This window comes from Flavobacterium sp. B167r (genome assembly GCF_056824315.1).
Genome location: NZ_CP124859.1, coordinates 2,551,999 through 2,568,971 on the forward strand (window position 1 = coordinate 2,551,999; position 16,973 = coordinate 2,568,971).

Sequence of the window (16,973 nt, forward strand, 5' to 3'; positions counted from 1 at the left end):
ATATAGACTTTTTATAAATTTCAAGTTTTCTTAGTTTTATATTTTCTAATAAATTTTAGTGAAGTCATTAAAATCAAAGCCTTCGAGAGATGCTATTTTCCAAATCCCATTTTCTTTAACTGTTTTCACCTTATATTTAAAATCACCTTTCCACGACCAAGTCCAATCAAAAGAAGCAGTATTGTTTTCAACTTTGAAATGGTTTAAAGTCATTGTTTTCCAATAATTATCTGGATTGTCTTGGCAATTGCACCACGGATTAGCATCATTTCCAAAAGGAGGCAAATATCCTTCAAACCATTCTATTTTCTTAGTTTTAAGATTAGAATCTATTCTTAAAGCAATTTTATCGTAATTGTATAAAAATTGTTGTGAAAAGAAATTGGTTTTCTTTAGTTCTTCCAGCCTTTTTTTATGTGCATTTAAATCTAAACCAATGTATTTGTCTCCCTTTTTGTTTGCAAGCGGTTTGAAATCATTGTTGCTGTTTTTGGTTTCAACCCATTCGTACAATTTCTTCACTAAAATTTCAATTTCCTGTTTGTCACTTTGAAAATAAAAAGATTCTTTTTTGCCTTTTATGATACCAGCATTTGCAGATTGAAAAGCAATCAACAATAGGAGAGAGAATGATATAAGAAGTTTAGACAGTATCAATTTTTTATATTTTAATTGTTTCAGGTTTTATTTTTTTGTCTCGAAACTTGGGTTTTCCTGCAAGGTTTTTTAAAACCTTGTAGGTATAATATTGAAAATTTTGGAGGATAGAAAAATAATACCTACGAGGTTTTGAAAACCTCGCAGGAATATAAGTGTTACCTCGGAATTTCTACCGTTTCAATAATCTGTTTTATGATTTCAGAACTTGTAATTCCTTCCATTTCGCGTTCTGGCGCAACAATTACACGATGCTGTAAAACTGGAATTGCAGCTTCTTTAATATCTTCTGGCGTAACAAAATCACGTCCGCGGATTGCGGCAAAACCTTTCGAAGCATTCAAAATAGCAATCGAAGCACGAGGCGAAGCTCCTAAATATAAAAGGGCATTTTCGCGAGTGTTTACTACGATTCTAGCAATGTATTCCAATAAGTTTTGTTCTACTCTAATTTGTTTTACCAAACCTTGGTATTGTTTGATTTCTTCAGAAGAAAGAATCATTTTAATGGCATCTAATTTTCCGTGATCTTGTAATGTATGCTCTCTCTGGATAATTAAAATCTCTTCATTCAATTTTGGATAATCGATTGTGATTTTAAAAAGAAAACGGTCCAATTGCGCTTCAGGCAAACGATACGTTCCTTCTTGTTCTACAGGGTTTTGGGTCGCAATTACCAAAAACGGAGCTTCTAATTGATAAGCAGAACCATCAATCGTAATTTGGCGTTCTTCCATAACTTCAAAAAGAGCAGCTTGAGTTTTTGCAGGAGCACGGTTGATCTCATCAATTAAAATCAAATTAGAGAAAATTGGTCCTTTTTTGAATTCAAATTCTGAGTTTTTCAGATTAAAAATAGAAGTTCCTAAAATATCAGAAGGCATTAAATCTGGTGTAAATTGGATTCTGCTGAAACCAATATTTAAAGTTTTAGCCAGTAATTTAGCCGTAATTGTTTTGGCAACTCCAGGAACACCTTCCAAAAGAACGTGACCGTTTGATAAAATAGCTACCAAAAGCTGGTCAACCATTTTGTGCTGACCTACAATTACCGTTTCGATTTCTTTTTTAATCGTGTTTACGTGTTCTAAAAGAGGCGTTAAATTAATTCTCGTTTCAAAATTCACATTTTCGTTTGTGATTTCGTTTGATGTTGTATTGATGTCGTCCATAATTTGGTCTATTTTTTCTTTTTTAGCCACTGATTTCAAGTATTAAAAGGATTTTTTAAGTTAATCTGTGGAAATTTTTTAATCTGTGGCAAAATATTTAGTTAATGTAAAATCTTTTCTATTGCTGTGTTTATTTTTAGAAGATCTTCTTCAAGACTTCCATGATAACTATTTCGATGGTCATTAATTAATTGAATCAATTCTCGAATATCTTTTTCGTCTTTACCTGTTTTATAATGCAATTTGGTGATAAAATCGTCATCTAATTTAGTTGTATCAATCAAATAATCGTTTCTTATTTTTTCTAAAAAGTAAATAATTTTTTTATCGATTATATTGGTATGATCGCCTTCTTGATAATATAAATTCCCGACCGTTTTGGTAAATTCAACGGTTAAATTCTGCAACGGTTTTATGATTGGCACAATACGCTGTTTACGTTTTGCATTAAAAAGCATAAAAATCAGAATTCCGATTAAGCCTAAATACCAAGCCGATTTTAAAGCAGGCTGACTCCAAATATAGCGCAATGGAGAACTTGAAATTCGCTGGTCATTAAAGCTTTTATTGTACCAATAGATATTTCCTTTTGGAATATACGAAACCAAATTTTCAGTATACTGATGTTGATTTTTTTTCAGTAAATTATAGTTGGTAAAAGCCACGGGCTGCGTGTGCAGATAGAGATAACCGTTTTTATAAGGAACTTCAATAAAATTAATTTGTCTTTTGTTTTTAGCGCTGTTTTGATAGCCTAAAACGGTGGTGTTTAAAGTGTCTATTTTCGAAAAATAATCACTTAGTCCTGTATTCAGAGTATATTTTTTTGAACTTACTTTTTTATTTGCCATCCAAACAGACGCGCTGTCAGCAGGCATAAAATCTGTTTTTAACTCAATCTTTAAAGAATCCATTAATACTTTCGGAAATACTTTCATACTTAAAAAAGCATTATTTCCGTGAGAAACAAAATATAAAATCTCTTTCATCGACTGTTCGTCAATATTGTTGGCTTCAGAAATATTAACGAAAGTGCCTTTAATTTTATAAGTTTCTACATTCTCTCTTGCATCATACTGAGAATCCAGATATTCGTAAGGAGTTTGTGTCGAAATTCGTTCTACTTTTTGCTTAAAAAGAGCATCCGCTTCATGATCAAAAACGTATAATCCGAAGGGGATTTTATCCTCGACAGAATACGTAGGATTCCAGTCAATAGGTTTTGGCTGTCCTTTGTCTACCAATAATGTTATTCCGAAAATTAAAAACAGAATAGCAATGTATATTTTAACTTTATTATCCATTGCCAAAGGTTTTTAATGCTTTTTTAAATCTGTTTTCAGTTTTTCTGAATGTTGCATCATCAATTTCAAATTCGCCGTACCAAATATAATTGTACAAATAAGAAAGATAGGTAAACTCTTCTTTATGAGCAGGATTATACAATTCGTACAAATAATCGGAATTTGTTTTTTCGATATCCCATTCAATATAATTGTTCTGCGCCATTACCTTTAAAAGCCATAAATAATAATATCGAATTGCAATTCTTCTTTCTCCAGATTCAATGCTTTCTTTAATAAGTTTTTCAAAATCTAAAAGATGAATGTTTTTCTCAGCATCAGAATAAAACAGGGTTCTCTTGGCATTTTTTCCAAAAATCCATCTTCCTTCTTGTTTGACTAAAGCTTTTACAATAAAATAAATCAGAACAATAACGACCAAAACAGCAATTACTCGAAACAAAATAGCGACAAAATTCAACGACGTTTTTACACTGCTGAAATTAAATAAATTAAAAATTTGTCTTGCCAGCCAATGCTTAAAATGATCCCACCAGTTTTTTTCTGGAGCTTTATATTCGTAGACGAACTCTTTATCGGTATATTTTTTCTTGAAATTCTTTTCAAAATGTTTTGCTTCAACAGTTCCAGAATCTACTTGAATGTCTTTTTCTGTATATTTAATTGAGGTAATTTTTGGAGGATCTTCGGTAAAAGAAATAGTGTCCTGAGCCTGAGAAATACCGCAGCACAAAAGAAAAGATAAAATAAATAATAATCTTGTCATTACTTGGTCTTAAAGGTTTTCGGCGGTTAAAGAATGAAATTTTTTGTGCACAATAAAAGGGTAAAACAAGTAATAAAACGAAATTATTGCAAGTGTAAATAAGATAATAAAACTGCTTAGCCAATTGGGCATATCAATAGAATATCGTGTTATAAAACCTTCTAAAAATCCGGCACTTATCGTGAAAGGAAAAGTACTTAAGAATATTTTGAAACTGTTTTTAAAACCAATTTTAAACGAATTTAATCTTGAAAAAGTTTTAGGGAATAGGATAGAAGCTCCTAAAATAAATCCAGCAGTTGTTTCGATTACAATCGCGAAAATTTCCATCGAACCATGAATCCAGATTCCTCGGACGCTTTTCCAGAAAACACCTTGTTCGTAGAAAAAATACTGAAAAGAACCCAACATAATGCAGTTTTGAAGAAAGACATTGAAAGTTCCGATTCCGGCAAAAATTCCGTAGAAATAACATTTAGCACCCACAAAAAGGTTATTTACAGTAATGCCAATAAAACTTCCCCAATTGCTACCCGAACCATACACAGCCATTGGATTGCCTTTTTTGATGTTTTCTAAAGTCATATTTACGTATTCGTCACCCAAAATCAGACGCACGAAATCCCGATCGTAGCGAGCAGAAAGAACTCCAATTGAAACCGTAATAAAAAACAAAACAAAAGCATAAGCTAAATACCTTTTGTATTCATAAACCAACAAAGGCACTTCAATTTTAAAGAAATCTATAATTCGATTCTTATCTGTGCGTTTGGTTTTGTAAATCTTTTGATAAATCTGAGAAGCAAGATGATTCAAATACACAACCGTTTTACTTTTAGGATAATACGTTTGGGCGTAAGATAAATCATTCATCATTTGAATGTACAAATTAGCTAATTCATCAGGATTTTTTTTAGCTTTACCAAAAATTGCCAGCTCAAACTCGAGCCATTTTTCTCTGTTTTGTTTTATAAAGGCGATTTCTCTCATTGTAGGCTAAAATATGAAATATGTCAGAATTATCTATTAATACGACACAAAATGTCAAAATAAATTTTATTGCCGCTTCTGTAGGCGAAAGACTCGGAGCTTTTTTTATTGATTTGTTTATAATAATCTGTTATATAACAGCACTTTCGATTGTACTTTTTGATTGGTTGCAACTGGATCGGTTGATGGTTAATTTGGACGGTTGGTCTCGCGGCGCGATTTTCTTAATGCTCTATTCGCCAGTAATAATTTACTCGCTAGTTTTAGAAAGTGTTTTTGAAGGACAGTCACTTGGAAAAAAACTATTGAAAATTAAAGTCGTAAAAATTGATGGCTATCAAGCCGGTTTTGGAGATTATTTGATTCGCTGGTTTTTTAGAGTAATTGATTTTTTTACTTTCTTCGGACTTCCAGGACTTATTTCGGTTATTACGAGTCAGAAATCACAGCGATTGGGAGATATGGCTGCGGGAACAGCAGTAATTACTTTAAAGAATAAAATTAATATCAGTCATACCATTTTAGAAGAAATTGGAGAATCTTACGTGCCGACTTATCCGTTGGTCATTAAGCTTTCAGACAATGATATGCGTATTATAAAAGAAACTTTTCAAAAGGCTGCGGCTAAAAACGATCACGAAGTTATTTACAAATTAGTGGCAAAAATTGAGAGTGTAACGGGCATCAAAAATCAATCTGGAAACAACAGTGATTTTATACGGGTAATTTTAAAAGATTATAATTTCTATACCCAAAATATGTAATTTTTTTCTGTAACGATTAATAGTGATTTTTGGTTTTTAATGATAATTTTTTAAAATTTATTCGTAAGTTTATTCATATAAAATTAAATCGTAAACTTCCAAACAAATGAAAATTACAAAGCCTTTACTCGTATTGTTACTATTATTGTCTGCTTGTGTTAGTTTTGCTCAAAGCGGAAAAAAATTAGATAAAATTATAAAAAGAGACTATCAGATTATAGAATGTACAATTTCAAAAATGTCTGATAAAACCGTAGAATATTCACTTCCTGGCGAGACGATGCAAATTTCATTAGATGTATCGCAAATTGCGAGAATCGATTTTGCAAGCGGAAGATCTCAAACTTTTGATGTTTCTCCAAGCACAGGCGCAACAGATCAAAATGTATCATCGCCAAACATTGTAAGTGCAGATATGCACCATAATACAATTGCAGTTTTGCCAATTCCTTACATAAATGCAGATAATCAGCAAGGTTCTGAAGATATGGCAAAATTTGCTCAAAACGATTTGTACAACAAGTTGTTGGATAAATCGGCTAATATTTTTCCGTTGACAGTTCAGGACTTAAGAATAACAAACAGCTTATTGCACAAAGCGGGAATTGACCACACTAATATAGACGAAACACCAATACAAGATCTTGAAAAAATATTAGGCGTTGATAATATTGTTGCAGCAAAAGTTTCGTACACAATTGGAACTGCGACTACAGCAACCACTTATAACAGCGGAAATGCAAAAGTGAGCAATAACAATAAAAAAGTTACAACAAGCGACATCTCGACCACAACCGCAAACAATCAGACGTATTACTACTATACAGTTTATTTTGATATGTACAGAAACACAGATAAAATCTATTCTCAAACTCGTAAACCTTTTTTGGCAGTAAAAGACAGCTGGATGGAATCTATCACATATTTGCTGAAAAGAAGTCCGATTTACGTGAAAAAATAATAACTATTTCATGAGCCAGATTTGCTAAGATTATTCCTTACAACTTTGTAACTTTGCCCCTTTGCATCTTTGTAACTCAAAAAAAATGTTTCACCTACTTGATATTATTGGTACAATGGCGTTTGCTATGTCTGGCGCCTTAACAGCAATGCACAAAAAACTAGATCCGTTTGGGGTTTTTATCATTGCATTTGTTACTGCGGTTGGAGGCGGAACGCTTCGTGATGTCTTAATCGGAAGAACTCCTGTAGGCTGGATGCGCGACATGCAATACGTGTATGTGATCATTTTAGGATTTTTTCTCGCGATTCTTTTCAGAAAAAGCTTTGATAAACTTCGAACCTCATTGTTTCTTTTTGATACAATCGGGCTTGGAGTTTTTACATTAATAGGACTTGAAAGAGGAATTTTAACCGGACTTCACCCAGCAATTTGTATCGCTTTAGGAACAATGACAGCTTGTTTTGGAGGTGTAATTCGTGATATTTTGTGCAACGAAATTCCAAATGTTTTTAGAGAAGAAATCTATGCGACAATCTGCATTTTTGGCGGAATCGTATTTTTTGGATTGCGACAATTAAATTTAAACGACGACATTTTATATTTAGTCACTTCTCTTATAATTATTACGATTCGATTAATGGCAGTTAAATACAAATGGCATTTAAAGGCATTTGATCATATGTAGCATGAAATATACTATTAGAAAATACACTCAAGAAGATTATTCGGTTTGGAACGATTTTGTCGCTCAGGCCAAAAATGCTACTTTTTTATTTCATCGCGATTTTATGGAATACCATAAAGACCGTTTTGAAGATTTTTCACTTTTAATTTTTGAAGGAGAAAAACTGCGCGCCATTCTTCCAGCCAATAAAAAAGGGAATTCACTTTATTCTCATCAAGGTCTGACTTATGGCGGATTGGTTTTTTTATCCAAATTGAAAGCAGAAAGTATAGAATCGATTTTGGATGAAATTTTGCTTTTTTTGAAAGAAAATAAATTCGAAACTTTTTATTATAAGCCAATTCCAAATTTTTATTTTTCGGAAGGTAATGCTACAACGGACTTTTTTCTAATGAAAAGAGGAGCAGTTTTAGAACGAAAAGAAATGAATCTGGCGGTTAATCTGACGGTTCCTTTGAAGATTTCAAAAAGTAAGATGAAACACTTCAGACGAATTGAAAATCTTGATTTAGATATTTTTGAAGAAGAAAACTTCGATCCGTTTTGGGATAAAGTTTTAGAGCCAAGACTATTAGAAAAATTTGATGTAAAACCCGTTCATTCCAAAGAAGAAATGGCGTTTTTGAAATCTAAATTCCCTCAAAATATCAAACAATATTCGGCCTACAGAAACGACGAAATTATCGCCGGAATAACCATTTTTGAAACCAAAAATCTAATTAAATCACAATACGGAGCAACTTCCAAGACAGGAGAAGAATTTCGAGCTTTGGACTTTTTATTCATTAATCTGATTCATAAATACAAAAGAAAAGGAAAACATTTCTTTGATATGGGGACAGTTAATGAAGAAAATGAGTCAGGTTATAATAAAGGACTTTTGAGTCAAAAAGAAGAGTTAGGTTGTTCTGTCTACAATCAGGATTTTTATAAAATTGAAATAAAGTGATACCATTTTTAGATCTAAAAAAAATAAACGAACCGTATGAAATTGATTTTCAGGAGAAACTGAAATTGGTTTTAGAAAACGGCTGGTATATTTTAGGGAAAGAAGTGGAAACATTTGAAAAGGCTTTCGCCGAATATTGTCATTCTAAATATTGCATTGGAGTAGGAAATGGTTTTGATGCTTTGGTTCTTATTTTTAAAGGATATATAGAACTCGGAAAACTCAAAAAAGGTGATGAGGTAATTGTTCCTGCAAATACTTATATTGCGAGTATTTTAGCCATTTTACAAGCCGATTTAGTTCCAATTTTGGTAGAACCAAGATTAGAAACCTACAATATAAATCCAGATTTAATTCAGGAGAAAATTACTCTAAAAACAAAAGCCATTTTAGCTGTCCATTTATACGGACAATTAGCTGAAATGGAAAAAATAAATGAAATTGCCACACAAAATGATTTAATAATTGTAGAAGACGCAGCGCAATCTCACGGAGCTGAAAATCTATCCCGACGCTTCGGGACTAAAATCGATAATATAAAATCAGCAATCGCTTACAGCTTTTACCCAGGAAAAAATCTTGGTTGTTTGGGCGATGGCGGTGCAATTACTACAAACGATTCTGAATTGGCAAAAGTGCTTTTTTCGCTTCGGAATTATGGGTCAGAAAAGAAATATTATAACGAATATATTGGTGTAAATTCAAGACTGGACGAATTGCAAGCAGGTTTTTTAAATCTGAAACTTCCCAATTTGGATTCAGATAATGAGAAAAGAAGAGCCGTTGCAAAACGATATTTAGCAGAAATCAAAAATGATAAAATAGTGCTTCCATTTTGGGATTTATCTAATAATCACGTTTTCCATTTATTTGTTATTCGAACAGAAAATAGAGCGCATTTTCAAGAATATTTAGCTCAAAATAATATTCAAACGGTTATACATTATCCAATTCCTCCGCACAAACAAAAAGCTTTTTTGGATTGGAATAATTTATCATTTCCTATTACAGAGAAAATTCATCGGGAAGTTTTGAGTTTGCCGATGAGTCCGGTTTTAACGGAATCTGAAGTTGATTTTATTATCGAAACTATTAATCATTTTTAATGTCTGATAGTAAAGTTTCATATCGGCAAATTTTAAAATCCACTTCTATTTTTGGGAGTGTACAGTTTTTAACCATTTTATTTTCTGTTATCAGAACAAAACTAATTGCGGTTTTTGTTGGTGCAGAAGGAATGGGAATTATTGCAATGCTGAATTCGATATTGAATCTCATTGGCACGGCCACAGGTTTGGGAGTTGAAACAAGTGCCATAAAAAGTATTTCAGAAAATTATAAAGATGACGATGTTAGATCGGTTTCAAAGATTGCGACGATCATAAAACAAATAATGCTGTTTACAGGTGCTTTAGGCGCTGTTGTGACTATTCTTTTTTCAAAATGGATTAGTATTTTTAGTTTCGGAAATGATAGTCAAACTACTTCTCTTGTTTTTTTAGCTGTAACATTGGTTTTTAAACAATTAACATCAAGTCAGTTGGTTGTTCTTCAAGGATTGCGAAAATTGAATTTACTAGCAAAAGCCAATCTATACGGAAATCTCTTCGGATTACTATTCTCTATTCCGCTTTATTACTATTTAAAAATTGATGCCATTGTTCCGACTATTATTTTAAGTTTTTTTGGAGCGCTCATTTTTTCATTTTATTATGCATCAAAAGTAAAATTGCAAAAAGTAAATATTTGCAAACAGGAACTTTTAAGTGAAGGAAAAAGCATCGTAAAGCTTGGGGTAATGCTAACCGTAAGCTCATTATTGACTTTTCTTTCCGCGTATTTTACCCAAATTTATATCAGCAATGCAGGAAATACCGAGCAAGTCGGACTCTATAGTGCAGGTTTTACGCTGTTGAATTCGTACGTCGGATTAATCTTTACGGTTATGAGCACAGATTATTATCCGAGATTAGCGGCAATAAACGCAGACAATGCTAGAGTAAGAATCAGTGTTTTGCAGCAATCTTATATTTCAATATTAATCATCACGCCAATAATAGTCTTATTTCTAACGTTCATACCAATTATAATTAAAGTGCTCTATACTTCTAAATTTTTAGAAGTAATTCCGATGGTTTGTTTTGGAATTATTGGAATGCTTTTTAAAGCGGCCTCATTCTCGATGGGCTATATTTTAATTGCTAAAGGAGATTCTAAAATCTTTACAAAAACAGCTATAATATTTAATATTTTAGCCATTTTGCTGAATATTACTGGGTATTATTTTTATGGTTTAGAAGGGCTTGGAATTAGCTTTTTGATTTATTCTATCATTCATTTTTTTGCAATGAAAGTAATTACCAAAAAACGATATAATTTTTATTTTGATAGAAAAGTCTACATAACTTTTTCGACATCTTTTTTATTATGTATGGTGAGTTTTTTCTTTAGATATATTGAATTAGAGATAGTAAGATCTATATTGATGGGATTGCTTTGCGTGCTGTCAATTGCTTATTTTTTGTATGAAATTAATCGAGAAATAAACTTGAAAGAAATTGTAATTTCGACGTTCAGAAACAACAAAAATTAATTATGAAAGCCAGATTGAGATTTTTGTATAATCAATTGAAATTCTATTATTCAGTAAACTGGATTAAAACTTTATATTTTAATTTCAAGAAATTCCCATTTCAGACTGCAAAAAAGCTTCCTGTTTTCTTTTATGGGCCAGTTAAATTTGGCTCTTTATCAGGTCAAATCTTGATTAATGCACCTATTCGTAAAGCTATGATCGGCTTTGGACAACCTTATGAAATGAATACCGTTCATAAAGGAATTGCAGAAATTAATTTATCGGGAACATTGGCTTTTAATGGCCACGTGCAATTCGGAAAAGATTATTTTGTTTATATAAAAGAAGGTGCATTTTGTGAATTCGGGCATATGGCATCTTTAGCATCCAATGGAAAAGTAATTTGTGTAGAAAAAATAAGCCTTGGAAATTATGCCAGATTAGGTTCTGAGTGCCAGATAATAGATACCAATTTTCATACAATGATTGATACTGAAAATGGTAAGAGTTTTAAAATGACTGCGCCGATCCAAATAGGAAATTACAACTTTATAAGCAATAGGGTTTCGATCATGAAAGGAACTGTAACGCCAGATTATTGTACAATTGCTTCCAATAGTTTGTGTACTAAAAATTATTCTTCTTTAGGAGAAAATGTTCTGATTGGCGGAATACCAGCCAAATTGCTTAAGAACAATATTTCGAGAGATTGGAAAGGAGAAATGGAAAATATGGACAAATGGTTAATAATTTAATTGCTTAATTTTCATTCCATTTCTGAATATACTTTTCTGCAATTTTTATATAATGATGATGTTCTTCAATAAAAGCTCGTGCACGTTTTCCGATTGCCGTAATTTCATTTGGATTTTCAATTAAAAAAGACAGTTCATTTACCAGATAATCAACGTTTGGAATGGCGTTTATGCAGCCTTTTTCAGTGAGATTATAATAATCTGTAAATTCTGTTTCGGCACCTGTAAAAACTACTTTTCCTTTAGCCATTGCTTCCAGAGCGTTGTAACCTTGATCGTAGGCATAAACCATATCCAGCAAAATATGACAGCTGTTGTACAAATTGATGTATTCAGCATAAGGAACGCTGCGAACCGTTATTATTTCAATTTTTGAAGCATATTTTTTCTCAATTATTTCTAAAGCTTTTTCAAAATAATCATTTCCTTTTTTAAAATAATTATCATTGTTGATGCCATGAAAAATGATGATTTTATCGGTAATATCTATCGGCTGAAAAGGAAGTTTTTCAATATTAATCGGATTTGGAATCAAGCCTAAATATTTTTCATTTCCTTGCAGCGGAAGGTGATAATCCAAATCGGAAGCAATTATCCCTCTACTATTTTTATAAATAAATTGATGTAATTTGAAAAACGATTTTTCTTGAAATTTCAAAACATTTCCTAATGACTTTTTGTCAATTTTATGATTTAGATATAACGGAAAAACCGATTTAAAAGAGCGATTTTCAAGACAATATTTCACATTTAAATAATCGTAGCCACAACTCAATAAATAAAGCTTCTGATTGTTCTTTAAAAGATGCGAAATAATCTTTTTTTCGAAGTAAGGCTGACATTCAAAACTGTTTTCGTTGATCAATTGTACAACATCAAAACCAGAACATTGTTTTTTGAATTTTGAAAACTGGCGATACGTTAAAAATGAACTAACGTCAAATCCTGATAATTTATAGATGGCGACTTTTATTTTTTTAAGTAAACCCGAATCCCATTTTTTTTGGATAGGAAAATCAACAGGAAAATTTTTAAAGCCATCTTTTCGACCAACAATAAAAACTTCATGTCCTAAAGACTGTAAACCATCTTTTAAAGAATTGTGCAAATGGCTGTATTCGCCTACCAATAATACTTTCATTAATGTGTATATTTGACAAATATATTTACTTTTTTGGTTAAAACATGAGTAAAAAGAAAGTTGCTATTGTTTCACGTTCATTGGGCGAGGGAGGGGCAGAACGTTTTGGAGGTTTGCTTACTTTTATGCTAGAAGATTCTGGTTTTGAAGTTCATTCAATTATTGTCAATGATTGTGTAGATTATTCGTATACAGGAACTTTATTCAACTTAGAAAAAGAAAATTCAGGTTCGTTTTCTTTTTTTAGAAAACTGAAAAAAGGAAAATTATTGAGAAATTATCTGGTTCAAAATAATATAGAAATTGTTATCGATGGAAGAGCAAGAAATGTCTTATTGCGAGAATTAATTACCAGATTCATTTACCGTGATTTAAAAGTTTATTATATCGTTCACAGTTATAATTTTCAGATTTATTTTCCGTCTTCAAAGTTTTGGTCAAGAATGCTTTACAAGAATATTGAAGCTTTAATCTGTGTTTCAAAGGCTATTGAAGAAAAAGCGAAAAAGCTTTATGAATTCAAAAATACGATTACAATTTATAATCCTTTTTCCATTGCCGAAGAAGAATTAAAAAAAGAAGTTTTGGAAACCAAAAAAGTGATTTTATTTTTTGGAAGATTTGATGAAAAAGCAAAAAATTTCACCTTAATGTTAGAAGCTTTTTCACAATCTAAAATATATGAGAAAGGATATCATTTGCATTTGATGGGAGCAGGAAACGATTTAGATTTTATTAAGAAGAAAATTGCAACTTTAAATTTGAATGAATTTGTCGAAATTCTTCCTTTTCAAGAAAACCCTTTTGATGAGGTTCGAGAAGCAAAATTTACCGTTTTGACCAGTAATTATGAGGGTTTTCCGTTATCTATTGTAGAATCATTAGCTTTGGGAACACCTGTTATTGCTGTAGATTGTAATTCTGGACCGCGAGAAGTTATTCAAAATGAGTTCAATGGTTTATTGGTCGAAAATCGTAATACAAAAGCCTTTGCAGAAGCAATGAATCGATTTGCAGATGACAGCGAATTGTATAATTTTTGCAAAAGGAATGCTGCTGAAAGCGTAAAACATTTGTCTTTAAAAAATATTTCAGAACAATGGAAGAATCTTTTAAATCATCAATAATGGCGAATATTTCAGATATTCAACTCATTGAAATTCCTAAAATTCAGGATCGAAGAGGAAACCTTTCGGTTGTAGAAGGAGATACAATTCCATTTGCTTCTAAAAGAGTATATTATTTGTATGATATTCCAAGCGGAAGCAAAAGAGGAGGACATGCTCATGTTGAACAACAGGAATTTTTAATTGCTCTAAGTGGTAGCTTTGATGTGGTTTTGAAAGATGGAAAAAACATAAAAACAGTTACTCTGAATAAACCCAATATGGGACTGCTTATTGTTTCGGGAATTTGGCGAGAACTTAAAAACTTCTCTTCGGGAAGTGTTTGTCTGGTTTTGTCTTCGGGTGAATTCAGTGAAGAAGATTATATTCGAGAATATAAAAAATTCAGGCTATTTAAAGACCGATGAACCAATTCCTGAATTTGCTAAAAAGGTTTTAAAGGAAATTAAAAAACGCAATACAAATGCAGGAAGACGCAGTAAAAATCTTTTTTTCGGACTTAAATTTTCCAAATCTATTGCGTTGTAATAATTATAGAAAAGCGCGTTCTCGCCAGCTAATTTGCTTTTTATAGCAAGTGAAAACCGATTTAAATCTAAAATTTTTTTTAAATCTGAATTTGTCTTTTCTGCTGTTTCAAACTTCGAAAAATCTAATTTTTCTTTAATTAGTTTATTGTTTTTCGAAAGGCTTCTAGGATCGTAAACATAACGAGCCAATATTTTCCAAGAAAACACAACTGGATAAACAAGTCCGATTCTGATCCATAAATCGGTATCTTCATTACTTTTAAGTTTGGTGTCAAAATTTCCAATTTCTTCAAAAATCGACTTATGAAAAACGGCGCAAGATGTACAAATCGCAGATTCTTTTATACTCGATTTAAAATAATTTACAATTTCAAAATCCTCATTGGTTTTTGGAATAGAATATTCTGAGGGAATTGTCTTTCTTGAAGTCTCAAATTCAATCGCAGCCGAAAATACTTTTTGATTTGGAACTTTCGAAATATTCGTAAACATGGTTTCTAAAAACGTAGGATACCAATAATCGTCTGCATCAAGAAAAGTAATAAAATCGGCATTTGCTTTTTCTATTCCGTAATTTCTTGCTGCCGAAACCCCTTCATTTTTTTTATAGAAATAATGGATTCTAGAATCTTTAAACTGCAATAATTTCTCTTCGCTTTTATCTGTAGATCCGTCATTTATTACAATAATTTCAAAGTCCTTTAAAGTTTGATCCAAAACACTTTGCATCGTATTTTCGATAAAATTTTCTTTATTGTAAAGCGGAATTATGATAGAGAAAAAAGCCATTTATTTTGTTTTAAGAAAACAGTAATAACCCAAACGATACATATCAAAAAGAAGAAGAGAAGGTTTTTTACTTAGAAATTGTTTTATCATCAGCGGTTTTAAAATTTTGAATCCGAAAGCAGTGATTCCTTGCAAATGATACTTTTTTATAATCTGAAAATAGTGGGATAGCCTAGTATATTCTGAAGGAATCAAATTCGAATCGACTAAGTTTTTTAAGCTAAGAACGGCATCTTCAGATTTACGCAGAAAGGTTTTGCTGTCTTCCAGTCCCAAATGAAAAATAGGATTCTCAATGTGAACAACCTCAATTTGATTTTCTTTTAAATCAAATGAAAACAAGGTGTCTTCATGCCTTAAATTTGGTATATTTTCGTTAAATCTAACTTTAGAAAAAATACTTTTTTTAATCAGAAAGTTTAAAGTCAAAAAAGAAAGATGCGGATTTTTACTGCGTTCAGAAACTGGTAAAGCTTCTCTTTCTTTACCATAAATCCATCTTAAAAGCTCATTGTTTTTAGGTCTAGAACTTTCATACAAAATACCTCCATAAATTACTTTTTCATTATCGCTTATCTCTGTAATATAGGTAGAAAGGAAATTTGAACTAACAGGAATAGCATCCGCATCCAAAAACAGCAAATTTTCATAAACAGCTTTTTCAGCCAATAAATTTCTGACAGCGCTTCGCCCAATATTTTTTTCTAAAACAAGAAAAGAGCAATTTTGAAATTGATTAATCGTTTGATTTTCAGTTGTTAAAATATTTGAAGCATCATCAAAACAAACGATTTCAAAAATAATTCCACAAGAATTGCATTGCTTTAGGAGTTCGCTTACAAGCGGTAAAACATTGTAATTATAAACCGGAATTAAAATGGAAAGCATTACACGCTTCTTTGCACTACTTCGAAGATTCTTTCGTCTTCACATTTTAAAGTTTTAGAAGGGAATTTCATCAATAAGGCATAATCGTGAGTTGCCATAATGATAGTTTTACCTGCAGCATTGATTGCTTTTAAAACTTCTAAAACCTCAGAACTAGTTTGCGGATCAAGGTTTCCTGTTGGCTCATCGGCTAAGATAAATTCTGGGTCGTTTAGAAGTGCTCTTGCAATGGCAACACGCTGCTGTTCTCCCCCAGAAAGCTGGTGAGGCATTTTATTTACAAAGTCTTTCATGCCTACTTTATCCAAAACTTCATCAATTTTGTGATACATGGCATCTTTTTCGATCCATCCCGTTGCTCTTAAAACAAACAGCATATTGTCTTTGATTGAACGGTCTGGAAGCAGTTTAAAGTCTTGAAATACGATTCCGATTTTACGTCTTAAATACGGAATGTCTTTTTCTTTTAAATTTGCCAAATCAAATTCAACAATATGTCCTTCGCCTTCAACTAGCGGTAAATCAGCATATAAAGTTTTTAGAAAACTACTTTTTCCAGAACCAGTTTTCCCGATAATGTAAATAAACTCACCGTGATTAACATCTAGGTTAATGTGAGATATAATTTTTCTTCCTTCTTGATATATAGTGACTTCTTTAAGAGATAGTACGGTTTGTGACATAATAAAATTGGTTTGAATGGTAAAAGTAATAAGATAACGGTTGTATTCAAAATAAATTTCGCTGATTTCTGAATAAAATTGCTAAAAAAGACAATAATAAAAATAACCATTTAAGCAATATAACCGCATTTTTGCGGCATGTGTGAGAAGGTTCTTGCTTATAATAACTTACATGGCTAGAATGGTTTGAAATTATAAGTATTAGAAATTTTGAGAATCAATAAATTGAAGTTT

The 16,973-nt window shown here is 31.6% G+C and carries 18 protein-coding genes; 9 read left to right on the plus strand and 9 right to left on the minus strand.

The genetic code is table 11. The features are described from left to right. Positions 1–45 precede the first annotated feature (45 nt). The 5 genes from QLQ96_RS11295 to QLQ96_RS11315 all read right to left on the minus strand — a co-directional run bounded on the left by QLQ96_RS11295 (position 46) and on the right by QLQ96_RS11315 (position 4,889). The gene (locus QLQ96_RS11295) at positions 46–657 is read right to left on the minus strand and encodes a hypothetical protein (protein WP_482496751.1); all 612 of its coding nucleotides are present in this window, start codon (positions 655–657) and stop codon (positions 46–48) included. 158 nt (positions 658–815) lie between these two features. Next, positions 816–1,829, minus strand: a complete 1,014-nt coding sequence (locus QLQ96_RS11300; protein WP_482496960.1) for an AAA family ATPase — start codon at positions 1,827–1,829, stop codon at positions 816–818. A 101-nt stretch (positions 1,830–1,930) separates the two neighbouring features. After that, positions 1,931–3,133, minus strand: coding sequence for a DUF4350 domain-containing protein (locus QLQ96_RS11305; RefSeq protein ID WP_482496752.1), 1,203 nt, complete (start codon positions 3,131–3,133; stop codon positions 1,931–1,933). Then, a complete protein-coding gene (locus tag QLQ96_RS11310; protein WP_482496753.1) occupies positions 3,126–3,899 on the minus strand; it encodes a DUF4129 domain-containing protein in 774 nt (257 codons plus the stop codon). Before QLQ96_RS11310 ends, QLQ96_RS11305 begins: the two co-directional genes overlap by 8 nt. A 9-nt stretch (positions 3,900–3,908) precedes the next feature. After that, a complete protein-coding gene (locus QLQ96_RS11315; RefSeq protein ID WP_482496754.1) occupies positions 3,909–4,889 on the minus strand; it encodes a stage II sporulation protein M in 981 nt (326 codons plus the stop codon). Positions 4,890–4,909: 20 nt separating this feature from the next. On the opposite strand from QLQ96_RS11315, the gene QLQ96_RS11320 reads away from it, so the two are divergent. The 7 genes from QLQ96_RS11320 (at position 4,910) to QLQ96_RS11350 (ending at position 11,581) form a co-directional block, all read left to right on the plus strand. After that, the gene (locus QLQ96_RS11320) at positions 4,910–5,653 is read left to right on the plus strand and encodes an RDD family protein (RefSeq protein ID WP_482496755.1); all 744 of its coding nucleotides are present in this window, start codon (positions 4,910–4,912) and stop codon (positions 5,651–5,653) included. A gap of 106 nt (positions 5,654–5,759) precedes the next feature. After that, positions 5,760–6,614 carry a hypothetical protein gene (locus tag QLQ96_RS11325; protein ID WP_482496756.1) on the plus strand — a complete coding sequence of 285 codons (855 nt, stop codon included), beginning with the start codon at positions 5,760–5,762 and terminating at the stop codon, positions 6,612–6,614. Positions 6,615–6,699: 85 nt separating this feature from the next. Next, positions 6,700–7,302 (plus strand): trimeric intracellular cation channel family protein, encoded by a 603-nt coding sequence (locus QLQ96_RS11330; RefSeq protein ID WP_482496757.1) that lies wholly within the window; start codon positions 6,700–6,702, stop codon positions 7,300–7,302. A 1-nt stretch (position 7,303) separates the two neighbouring features. Continuing rightward, positions 7,304–8,251 carry a FemAB family protein gene (locus QLQ96_RS11335; protein WP_482496758.1) on the plus strand — a complete coding sequence of 316 codons (948 nt, stop codon included), beginning with the start codon at positions 7,304–7,306 and terminating at the stop codon, positions 8,249–8,251. Continuing rightward, on the plus strand, positions 8,248–9,357 hold the full coding sequence (locus tag QLQ96_RS11340) for a DegT/DnrJ/EryC1/StrS family aminotransferase (RefSeq protein ID WP_482496759.1): 1,110 nt from the start codon (positions 8,248–8,250) through the stop codon (positions 9,355–9,357). The genes QLQ96_RS11335 and QLQ96_RS11340 overlap by 4 nt, the downstream gene beginning before the upstream one ends. Beyond that, positions 9,357–10,844, plus strand: a complete 1,488-nt coding sequence (locus QLQ96_RS11345; protein ID WP_482496760.1) for an oligosaccharide flippase family protein — start codon at positions 9,357–9,359, stop codon at positions 10,842–10,844. Before QLQ96_RS11340 ends, QLQ96_RS11345 begins: the two co-directional genes overlap by 1 nt. Before the next feature lie 2 nt (positions 10,845–10,846). Continuing rightward, entirely contained in the window at positions 10,847–11,581 is a 735-nt protein-coding gene (locus QLQ96_RS11350; protein WP_482496761.1) for an acyltransferase, read from the plus strand. A 4-nt stretch (positions 11,582–11,585) separates the two neighbouring features. On the opposite strand, the gene QLQ96_RS11355 is transcribed toward QLQ96_RS11350, so the two are convergent. After that, positions 11,586–12,722: a glycosyltransferase gene (locus QLQ96_RS11355; RefSeq protein WP_482496762.1), complete on the minus strand. Its 1,137-nt coding sequence runs from the start codon at positions 12,720–12,722 to the stop codon at positions 11,586–11,588. A gap of 44 nt (positions 12,723–12,766) precedes the next feature. Here QLQ96_RS11355 and QLQ96_RS11360 point away from each other — a divergent pair, with 44 nt between their 5' ends. After that, on the plus strand, positions 12,767–13,849 hold the full coding sequence (locus QLQ96_RS11360) for a glycosyltransferase (RefSeq protein ID WP_482496763.1): 1,083 nt from the start codon (positions 12,767–12,769) through the stop codon (positions 13,847–13,849). Further along, entirely contained in the window at positions 13,822–14,256 is a 435-nt protein-coding gene (locus tag QLQ96_RS11365; protein ID WP_482496764.1) for a sugar 3,4-ketoisomerase, read from the plus strand. The genes QLQ96_RS11360 and QLQ96_RS11365 overlap by 28 nt, the downstream gene beginning before the upstream one ends. Here the strand turns inward: QLQ96_RS11365 and QLQ96_RS11370 are convergent. The 3 genes from QLQ96_RS11370 to QLQ96_RS11380 are packed head-to-tail and all read right to left on the minus strand — an operon-like array spanning position 14,239 to position 16,739. Continuing rightward, positions 14,239–15,168: a glycosyltransferase family 2 protein gene (locus tag QLQ96_RS11370; RefSeq protein ID WP_482496765.1), complete on the minus strand. Its 930-nt coding sequence runs from the start codon at positions 15,166–15,168 to the stop codon at positions 14,239–14,241. The two genes, QLQ96_RS11365 and QLQ96_RS11370, sit on opposite strands and share 18 nt — an antisense overlap. Then, complete coding sequence (locus tag QLQ96_RS11375) at positions 15,169–16,056, minus strand: glycosyltransferase family 2 protein (RefSeq protein WP_482496766.1); 888 nt, start codon at positions 16,054–16,056, stop codon at positions 15,169–15,171. Continuing rightward, complete coding sequence (locus QLQ96_RS11380; protein ID WP_482496767.1) at positions 16,056–16,739, minus strand: cell division ATP-binding protein FtsE; 684 nt, start codon at positions 16,737–16,739, stop codon at positions 16,056–16,058. The genes QLQ96_RS11375 and QLQ96_RS11380 overlap by 1 nt, the downstream gene beginning before the upstream one ends. Positions 16,740–16,973 lie beyond the last annotated feature (234 nt).

Excerpts from the sequence above, each read along its gene's own strand:
- QLQ96_RS11380 (WP_482496767.1), bottom strand. The coding sequence starts at position 16,739 with ATGTCACAAACCGTACTATCTCTTAAAGAAGTCACTATATATCAAGAA.
- QLQ96_RS11305 (WP_482496752.1), bottom strand. The coding sequence starts at position 3,133 with ATGGATAATAAAGTTAAAATATACATTGCTATTCTGTTTTTAATTTTC.
- QLQ96_RS11350 (WP_482496761.1), top strand. The coding sequence starts at position 10,847 with ATGAAAGCCAGATTGAGATTTTTGTATAATCAATTGAAATTCTATTAT.
- QLQ96_RS11365 (WP_482496764.1), top strand. The coding sequence starts at position 13,822 with ATGGAAGAATCTTTTAAATCATCAATAATGGCGAATATTTCAGATATT.
- QLQ96_RS11375 (WP_482496766.1), bottom strand. The coding sequence starts at position 16,056 with ATGCTTTCCATTTTAATTCCGGTTTATAATTACAATGTTTTACCGCTT.
- QLQ96_RS11320 (WP_482496755.1), top strand. The coding sequence starts at position 4,910 with ATGTCAGAATTATCTATTAATACGACACAAAATGTCAAAATAAATTTT.
- QLQ96_RS11345 (WP_482496760.1), top strand. The coding sequence starts at position 9,357 with ATGTCTGATAGTAAAGTTTCATATCGGCAAATTTTAAAATCCACTTCT.
- QLQ96_RS11355 (WP_482496762.1), bottom strand. The coding sequence starts at position 12,722 with ATGAAAGTATTATTGGTAGGCGAATACAGCCATTTGCACAATTCTTTA.
- QLQ96_RS11310 (WP_482496753.1), bottom strand. The coding sequence starts at position 3,899 with ATGACAAGATTATTATTTATTTTATCTTTTCTTTTGTGCTGCGGTATT.
- QLQ96_RS11360 (WP_482496763.1), top strand. The coding sequence starts at position 12,767 with ATGAGTAAAAAGAAAGTTGCTATTGTTTCACGTTCATTGGGCGAGGGA.
- QLQ96_RS11315 (WP_482496754.1), bottom strand. The coding sequence starts at position 4,889 with ATGAGAGAAATCGCCTTTATAAAACAAAACAGAGAAAAATGGCTCGAG.
- QLQ96_RS11330 (WP_482496757.1), top strand. The coding sequence starts at position 6,700 with ATGTTTCACCTACTTGATATTATTGGTACAATGGCGTTTGCTATGTCT.
- QLQ96_RS11335 (WP_482496758.1), top strand. The coding sequence starts at position 7,304 with ATGAAATATACTATTAGAAAATACACTCAAGAAGATTATTCGGTTTGG.
- QLQ96_RS11325 (WP_482496756.1), top strand. The coding sequence starts at position 5,760 with ATGAAAATTACAAAGCCTTTACTCGTATTGTTACTATTATTGTCTGCT.
- QLQ96_RS11370 (WP_482496765.1), bottom strand. The coding sequence starts at position 15,168 with ATGGCTTTTTTCTCTATCATAATTCCGCTTTACAATAAAGAAAATTTT.
- QLQ96_RS11300 (WP_482496960.1), bottom strand. The coding sequence starts at position 1,829 with ATGGACGACATCAATACAACATCAAACGAAATCACAAACGAAAATGTG.